Genomic DNA, 7,650 nt, shown 5'->3' on the forward strand with positions numbered 1-7,650 from the left:
GTGCGCGGCCGCCTGGCGGCTCTCGCCCCGGTCGTGCGCGGCCTTGCCGCGGGCGGCGAGCGCGCGGAACCGGGACAGGTCGAGCAGCCCGTCGTCGAGCTCGATCAGGTAGCCGCCGCTTTCGGTGCGGATCGCGACCTGGTCGCCCAGCGCCCGGCGCAGGCGCAGCACGTACGTCTGGAGCGCGCCCTTGGAGCGGCGGCGGTCGTCGTCCCACAGCCAGCGGCCCAGCTCGTCGACCGGCACGACCCGGTTCGCGCGCAGCAGAAGACCGGCCAGCACGATCAGCGGCCGGCTGCCCCCGAGCGGTACCGGGCGGCCGTCGGCCGTGACCTCGGCCGGACCCAGCACGCGGAAATCGAGGACCACGGGGTCATTCTCTCCTCCGGATGCGCGGTTCTGCATCCGTTCGCCGATCCTGGGACGGTGGCATGATCGGCGTCGATGAAGGTCTACGCGATTCCCCTGCGCACCCGGTTCCGCGGCATCACCGTCCGTGAGGGCGTCCTGCTGCGCGGCCCGGCGGGCTGGGGCGAGTTCTGCCCGTTCGCCGACTACTCGGACGCCGAGAGCGTGCCCTGGCTGGGTGCGGCGCTGGAAGCGAGCGAAGCAGGCTGGCCGGCCCCGGTCCGCGACCGGGTCGAGGTGAACACGACCGTCCCGGTGGTCCCGCCGGAGCAGGCGTACGAACTCGTGCGCGCGTCCGGCTGCCGCACGGCGAAGGTGAAGGTCGCGGACCCGCGCGTCTCCCTCGCGGACGACTGCGCCCGGGTCGAGGCGGTCCGCGACGCGCTCGGCCCGGACGGCGCGATCCGCGTCGACGCCAACATGGCCTGGGACGTCGGCACGGCGGTCCGCGCGATCACGGACCTCGACAAGGCGGCGGGCGGGCTGGAGTACGCCGAGCAGCCGTGCCCGACGATCGACGACCTGGCCGCGGTGCGCCGCCGGGTGGGCGTCCGGATCGCCGCCGACGAGTCGATCCGCCGCGCGGAAGACCCGCTGAAGGTGGCGGTCGCCGGCGCGGCGGACATCGCGGTCCTGAAGGTGGCGCCGCTCGGCGGGGTGCGGCGGGCGCTGGAGGTCGCGGAGGCGTGCGGGCTGCCGTGCGTGGTGTCGTCGGCGGTGGAGACGAGCGTCGGCCTCGCGGCGGGCCTGGCGCTCGCGGGCGCACTCCCGGAGCTCGACTTCGCTTGCGGTCTCGGCACGATTTCGTTGCTGGAAGGGGACGTCTGCGCCGAGTCACTGTCCCCTGTGGACGGTTACCTGCCGGTGCCGCGCCGGGCGCCGGAGCCCGCGGACGTCTACCCGGCCACGCCGGACGTCCAGGCCGCATGGGAAGCCCGGCTGGCGCGCGTGCGCGCGCTCACCTGACCCCGAGACCGAAGTTCAGGGTCGGGGTCCGGGCCGTTCCGGATGTGGTCAGGGTGGCCCGCGAGCCAGTATTGAGCCATGACGAACAGCGTGTACGCCCCCACCAAGAAGCTCCGCCGCAGCAAGTCCGACAAGATGCTCACCGGCGTCTGCGGCGGCTGGTCCACCTACCTCGGCATCGACGCCAACGTGCTGCGCATCGGCCTGGTCGCCGCCGTGTTCCTCTCGGTCGGCATCGCGATCCCGATCTACATCGCCGCCGCCATCCTGACGCCGGAAGAGGACTCCTGACGGTGGCGGGCGCCGGTTCGCAGGGGGAACCGGTGCCCGCCGGGGGTGCGTTCGGCTGAGCACGGTAGACCGGGCGGCGCAAAAGATCCGGCGGATCCCGTTCGAGGGGTTAGGGTCCGCTTTCGTGGATCAAGGGAGCAGAACGGCCGCGAGGGTCGTCGTCGGGATCCTCGGCGGGCTTTACCTGATCGCGGGACTGGGGTTGACCGCCTTCGCCGCGTTCTTCGCGCTCGCGTTCAACGACACCGGCAGCACGACGGTCACCAAGACCGTGCTCTACACCGCCGCGGGGCTGGCGATCTGGATCCTGCTCACCGGGATCGGGGCGATCGTCGTCGCGCTGGAAGCGGAGGAGGCGAGCACCGCCTGGCTCGGGGGCCTGGGGGTGCTCGCCCTCGGCGTCGTCATCTTGGGTGCGTACGCCGTCTGGTTCTTCACGAAGCCATGAGAAAAGCCCGGCCCGCCGAAGCGGACCGGGCTTTTCCGGTCAAGCGGCCGAACTCAGAAGTCCATGCCACCCATGCCACCGGACGGGTCGGCGGGAGCGGCCGAAGCCTTCTCCGGCTTGTCCGCCACGACGGCCTCGGTGGTCAGGAACAGCGCCGCGATGGAAGCGGCGTTCTGCAGCGCGGAGCGGGTGACCTTCGTCGGGTCGGGCACGCCGGCGGCGAGCAGGTCCTCGTAGACACCCGTGGCGGCGTTGAGGCCGTGACCCTGCGGCAGGCCCTTGACCTTCTCCACCACGACGCCGCCTTCGAGGCCGGCGTTGATCGCGATCTGCTTGAGCGGGGCCTCGACGGCCACCTTGACGATGTTGGCACCGGTGGCCTCGTCGCCCTCGAGCTTCAGGCCCGCGAACGCGGCTTCGGCGGCCTGGATCAGGGCCACGCCACCACCGGCGACGATGCCCTCTTCCACGGCGGCCTTCGCGTTGCGCACCGCGTCCTCGATGCGGTGCTTGCGCTCCTTGAGCTCGACCTCGGTCGCGGCGCCGGCCTTGATGACGGCCACGCCGCCGGCCAGCTTCGCGAGCCGCTCCTGCAGCTTCTCGCGGTCGTAGTCCGAGTCCGAGTTCTCGATCTCGGCGCGGATCTGGTTGACGCGACCCTGGATCTGGTCGGCGTCGCCCGCACCCTCGACGATGGTCGTCTCGTCCTTGGTGATGACGGCCTTGCGGGCCTTGCCCAGCAGGGACAGGTCCGCGTTCTCCAGCTTGAGGCCGACGTCCTCGGAGATGACCTGGCCACCGGTCAGGATCGCGATGTCCTGCAGGATCGCCTTGCGGCGGTCACCGAAGCCCGGGGCCTTGACGGCGACGGACTTGAAGGTGCCGCGCATCTTGTTGACGATGAGGGTGGCCAGGGCCTCGCCCTCGACGTCCTCGGCGATGATCAGCAGCGGCTTGCCGGACTGGATGACCTTCTCCAGCAGCGGCAGCACGTCCTTGACGGTGGAGATCTTGGAGCCGAAGAGGAGGATGTACGGGTCCTCGAGCTCGGCTTCCTGACGCTCCGGGTCGGTCACGAAGTAACCGGAGATGTAGCCCTTGTCGAAGCGCATGCCCTCGGTGAGCTCGAGCTCGAGGCCGAAGGTGTTGCTCTCCTCGACGGTGACGACGCCTTCCTTGCCGACCTTGTCCAGCGCCTCGGCGATCAGCTCGCCGATGGTGCGGTCAGCGGCCGAGATCGAGGCGGTAGCAGCGATCTGCTCCTTGGTCTCGATCTGGACGGCGGCCTTGTGCAGCTGCTCGGTGACGGCCTCGACGGCCGCCTCGATGCCACGCTTGAGCGAGATGGGGTCGGCGCCGGCGGCGACGTTGCGCAGCCCCTCGCGGACGAGGGCCTGGGCGAGCACGGTGGCGGTGGTGGTGCCGTCACCCGCGACGTCGTCGGTCTTCTTGGCGACCTCCTTGACGAGCTCGGCCCCGATCTTCTCCCACGGGTCCTCGAGCTCGATCTCCTTGGCGATGGAGACACCGTCGTTGGTGATGGTCGGCGCGCCCCACTTCTTTTCGAGCACGACGTTCCGGCCCCGCGGGCCGAGGGTCACCTTGACGGCTTCGGCGAGGGTGTTCAAGCCGCGCTCGAGACCGCGGCGGGCGTCCTCGTCGAACGCGATCAGTTTGGCCATTGCGGTGTGGTCCTCCGGTATTGGGCGCCACCGCCGCGCTGCGCTGTTCGATGTCACAGCCTTGCAGCGGCGGCAGCAGGACTCTTTCCTCGGCCAGGCTCGGTGCCCGCGACGGACGACTGCACCCGGGTGGGGGTCAGCCTCACCGTCCCGACCTTTGGCACTCGACGGCGTCGAGTGCCAAGACCGTGTTTAGCACTCTCGGGGGGAGAGTGCAAGAAGACCTGCTCAGCGCCGCACGATCAGTTGCCCGGCTTGATGCTGATCGACGTCGGCGGCGCGTTCAGCGACGACGTCGGGTTGGTCTGCGAGCCACCAGGGCCGACCGGGATGTTCGGGGCCGTCGTCTGGCCACCGCCGCCACCGCTGCCGCTGTCCGAGAACAGGAAGATCGCGCCCACGACGAGGCCGGCCACGACGACCAGCCCGAGGACGATGAAGATCCACTTCTTGCCGCCACCGCTCTTCGGCTGGTGGAACGCGCCCGCGCCGCCTGCGGGCATCGGCGGGCGCAGACGCATCGGGTCCTGGCCGTAGCCCTGCGGTGGCATGCCCTGCGGCGGCATCCCCGGCTGCTGCTGGGGGTAGCCGTACCCCGGCGGCGGGCCCTGCGGCGGCATTCCCGGCTGCTGCGGGTAGCCGTAGCCGGGCGGCGGCCCCTGCGGCGGCATCCCCTGCGGCGGGCCCCCAGGGCCCCCAGGGCCTCCAGGCCCCCCGGGCCCCTGGCCGTAGCCGGGCTGCTGCTGTCCTCCGTACGGGTGCACGGGGGCCCCCTCTCCCTGCGGTGCGCTGTTCTGGTGCGGCCCCTGTTGTACCTGACCAGGACGGTGCGGCGCGGGAACTCCACCCGAATTGGACCCGGGCGGGCCCGGCGGGGTGTCGGACGTCGCCAGCTGGCCGAGCGCGCGGCGGGCGGCCGCGACCATCTCCACGCAGCTCGGGTAGCGGTCGGCCGGGTTCTTGGCCATGCCGCGCCGGACGACCTCGTCGATCGACGGCGGCAGCGCGACCGCGCGCGAGATCGACGGCGGCTCGCCGTTGAGGTGGCCCTTGATCACCGTCGGGACGTCGCCCTTGAACGGCGGGCTGCCGGTCAGGCAGGCGTAGAGGACGCACGTCAGGGCGTACTGGTCGGTGCGCCCGTCCAGCGGCTCCCCGCGCAGGTGCTCCGGCGCCGCGTACGTCGGCGAGCCGAGGAAGTCGCCGCCGCGGGTGCGGTGGCCGGTCGCGCCGCGGCGCGTCAGGCCGAAGTCGGCGACGTACACGTGCTCGCGCGACGTCTCCTTCTTCGTCACGAGCACGTTCGCCGGCTTGACGTCCAGGTGGACCAGACCACGGTTGTGCAGGGTGTCGAGGGCGTCCGCGACCTGGTCGAGCATGGTCAGGGCGCGCGCGGGCGCGATCGGGCCGCCGGCGATCAGGCCGGCGAGGTCACCGCCGTCGACCATCCGCATGGCGATGTACAACATGCCGTCGAGCTCGCCGAAGTCGTACAGCGGCACCACATTGGCGTGGTCGATCGCGGAGGTGTTGCGCGCCTCGTCGACGAACCGCTCGCGGAACTCGGCGTCGGCCCCGAGGTGGTCACCGATGACCTTCAGCGCCACCTTGCGGCCGAGACGCACGTCCGTGGCCTTGTAGGTGACGCTCATGCCGCCCTTGCCGAGCACCCCGTCGATGCGGTAGTTGCCCAGCCGGCGACCGGTGAGGTCCCCCGACACATCGCCTGTCACGCCCGCAGCCTAACGCCCCAGGTTCGGCGCCTGCCGGGGGTTCACCGATCAGCTGACCGGCTCCGCTACGAAACCTTGCGCACGTCGGCTGCCTGGCTACGACCGTCGCGGCCGGACTGCACTTCGAACTCGACGCGATCGCCTTCGTCCAGAGTGCGGAATCCTTCGGACTGGATGGCCGAATAGTGGACGAAGACGTCCGGACCCTCCGTCGATTCGATGAACCCGTAGCCCTTTTCCGAGTTGAACCATTTGACGGTGCCGACAGCCACGGCGCCCTCCCTCAGCACAAAGGATCCGCTGGCCCGAGCGGAGGCCAGCGGCGGAAGTGCCAATCACGCTACCGGAATTATTGTCCGCGGCAATGGGCAATTCGTCCGAAGATCACGTGCCCGAAAGGCGTCTGTTCCGCGCGTGCACGAGCACGGTCCCCGGCCCCGCGAAGTCGACGGCGAGCCCTTCGCCGCTGCGGAGCGACTGCGAGCCGCCCGGGTCGAGCGCCCGCAGGCGGCACTGGACGGTGTCCGGGTAGGCCAGCAGGTAGTCCGGCCGGACCGTGACCAGCTCGCCCTTGCCCAGCTCGAACGCGTCCACCGGGCCGGGCGCGGCCAGCACGAGCGGGCCGGTCCCGCTGTAGTGCTCGAGGAACCCCGAGTCCGCGCCGAAGAGCTGCTGCAACGGCGTCCAGTTCGGGTCGTGCCGGACCGTCGAGGGCCGCACCAGCACCGCGTCGCGGTGCACCGACCAGCCCGTGCCGCCGCCGACGTCCAGCGGGTAGACGTCGCCGGGGCGCAGCGGCGCGAAGTCGATCCAGCCGCCGTCGGACGGCGCGGTGTAGACCACCGTCGTCGCCTTGCTCGCGCGGACGCCGCCGCGCCCGGCCGGCGTTTCGGTGACCCCGAACCGGCTGGCCAGCAACGTCTCGGGCGACGCCTGCACGGCCTCGCCCGGGTCCAGCAGGACGCGGGCGACGCCGAAGGCGGGGGTGTGCCGGGTCTGGACGCGCATCAGCGGGAGGGGACGTGGGAGATGATCCAGCTCACCAACGCGGACGGGTTGCGCGTCTGCGTCATGATCTGACCGGGGCCGACGAAGTCGAACACCAGGCCTTCGCCGCTCTTCATGGACTGGATGATGCCGGTCGCGACCTTCCGGATCTGGTACTGCACGGTGTCGGCGTACGCGACGACGTGCCCGGTGTCGATGGTGACCATCTCGCCCTGCTGCAGCGTGATCGTCTCGACCGCGCCGTAGCAGGAGACGAGCAGCTGGCCCTGGCCAGTGGCGTGGGTCAGGAACCCGCCTTCGCCGCCCATCAGGTTCTTCATCCCGCCCCACTTGGTCTCGGTCTGCACGCCGTGCGACGACGCGAGCCAGCAGCCGCGGGTGACGGCCCAGCCGGTGCGGCCGTCGAGCGGGACCACCTGGATGTCGCCGGGCAGGTTGGCGGCGACGTCGACCCAGCCGCCGTTCTGGGGCGCGGTGAAGGTGGAGATGAAGAAGGACTCGCCGCCGAGGAACGCGCGGCCCAGCCCCTTCATGATCCCGCCCTGCGCCTGCGACTGGACCTGCACGCCGTAGCTGGTGGCCATCATCGCGCCGGACTCGACCTGGCACGGCTCACCGGGCGCCAGCATCAGCCGGGCGACGGCGAACGAAGGCTGTTGACGGACCTGAACCTGCATGCTTGCTCCCCATCGCGTGCGTGTGACGGGCAGAGTCTTGCACGAGCCCGAAAGGCGGGGAGGATGGTCCGGTGATCTCCGTCGACGACTACCGCGACCGCGTCGCCGAGCTCCTCGGCACCGCCCCCGCGACCGCACTGCCCCTCGCCGCCGCCGCCGGCCTCGTACTGGCCGAAGACGTGCGGGCCGGCGTGTCCCTGCCGCCCTTCGACAACTCCGCGATGGACGGCTACGCGGTCCGCGCCGCCGACGTCACCGCGGCGCCGGTCACCCTGCCGGTGGCCGACGACATCCCGGCCGGCCGGGTCGACGTCCGGCCGCTCGAGCCGGGCACCGCGCACCGGATCATGACCGGCGCCCCGCTGCCGCCCGGCGCCGACGCCGTGGTGATGGTGGAGGACACCGACGGCGGCACGGAGACCGTGACGATCTCGGCG

Annotated in this window: 9 protein-coding genes and 1 pseudogene; 4 read left to right on the forward strand and 6 right to left on the reverse strand. The window is 71.4% G+C overall.

Annotated features, from left to right (window positions below; translation table 11 throughout):
* Positions 1-369 (reverse strand): winged helix-turn-helix domain-containing protein (locus G3I65_RS39325; RefSeq protein WP_309235934.1); only part of this gene is annotated, 369 nt, incomplete at its 3' end.
* A 75-nt stretch (positions 370-444) separates the two neighbouring features.
* On the opposite strand from G3I65_RS39325, the gene G3I65_RS39330 reads away from it, so the two are divergent.
* The 3 genes from G3I65_RS39330 (at position 445) to G3I65_RS39340 (ending at position 2,113) form a co-directional block, all read left to right on the forward strand.
* Positions 445-1,374, forward strand: coding sequence for an o-succinylbenzoate synthase (locus G3I65_RS39330; RefSeq protein ID WP_160700586.1), 930 nt, complete (start codon positions 445-447; stop codon positions 1,372-1,374).
* Positions 1,375-1,452: 78 nt separating this feature from the next.
* A complete protein-coding gene (locus tag G3I65_RS39335) occupies positions 1,453-1,665 on the forward strand; it encodes a PspC domain-containing protein (protein ID WP_125308049.1) in 213 nt (70 codons plus the stop codon).
* A 124-nt stretch (positions 1,666-1,789) separates the two neighbouring features.
* Entirely contained in the window at positions 1,790-2,113 is a 324-nt protein-coding gene (locus G3I65_RS39340) for a hypothetical protein (protein ID WP_160700587.1), read from the forward strand.
* Positions 2,114-2,166: 53 nt separating this feature from the next.
* Here the strand turns inward: G3I65_RS39340 and groL are convergent, their stop codons facing one another.
* From groL to G3I65_RS39365, 5 genes are all read right to left on the reverse strand, one after another.
* Positions 2,167-3,795 carry a chaperonin GroEL gene (groL, locus tag G3I65_RS39345; RefSeq protein ID WP_086857657.1) on the reverse strand — a complete coding sequence of 543 codons (1,629 nt, stop codon included), beginning with the start codon at positions 3,793-3,795 and terminating at the stop codon, positions 2,167-2,169.
* Between the two features lie 242 nt (positions 3,796-4,037).
* Positions 4,038-5,528, reverse strand: a complete 1,491-nt coding sequence (locus tag G3I65_RS39350; protein ID WP_309235935.1) for a serine/threonine-protein kinase — start codon at positions 5,526-5,528, stop codon at positions 4,038-4,040.
* Positions 5,529-5,593: 65 nt separating this feature from the next.
* Positions 5,594-5,800 (reverse strand): cold-shock protein, encoded by a 207-nt coding sequence (locus G3I65_RS39355; RefSeq protein ID WP_003085446.1) that lies wholly within the window; start codon positions 5,798-5,800, stop codon positions 5,594-5,596.
* A 112-nt stretch (positions 5,801-5,912) separates the two neighbouring features.
* Positions 5,913-6,536: an AIM24 family protein gene (locus G3I65_RS39360; protein WP_160700588.1), complete on the reverse strand. Its 624-nt coding sequence runs from the start codon at positions 6,534-6,536 to the stop codon at positions 5,913-5,915.
* Positions 6,536-7,213 carry a TIGR00266 family protein gene (locus tag G3I65_RS39365; RefSeq protein WP_160700589.1) on the reverse strand — a complete coding sequence of 226 codons (678 nt, stop codon included), beginning with the start codon at positions 7,211-7,213 and terminating at the stop codon, positions 6,536-6,538. The genes G3I65_RS39360 and G3I65_RS39365 overlap by 1 nt, the downstream gene beginning before the upstream one ends.
* 71 nt (positions 7,214-7,284) lie before the next feature.
* On the opposite strand from G3I65_RS39365, the pseudogene G3I65_RS39370 reads away from it, so the two are divergent.
* Positions 7,285-7,650, forward strand: a pseudogene (locus G3I65_RS39370) (molybdopterin molybdenumtransferase MoeA); the annotation flags it as partial.

The organism is Amycolatopsis sp. SID8362 (assembly GCF_010550475.1).
GTDB lineage: Bacteria > Actinomycetota > Actinomycetes > Mycobacteriales > Pseudonocardiaceae > Amycolatopsis > Amycolatopsis eburnea.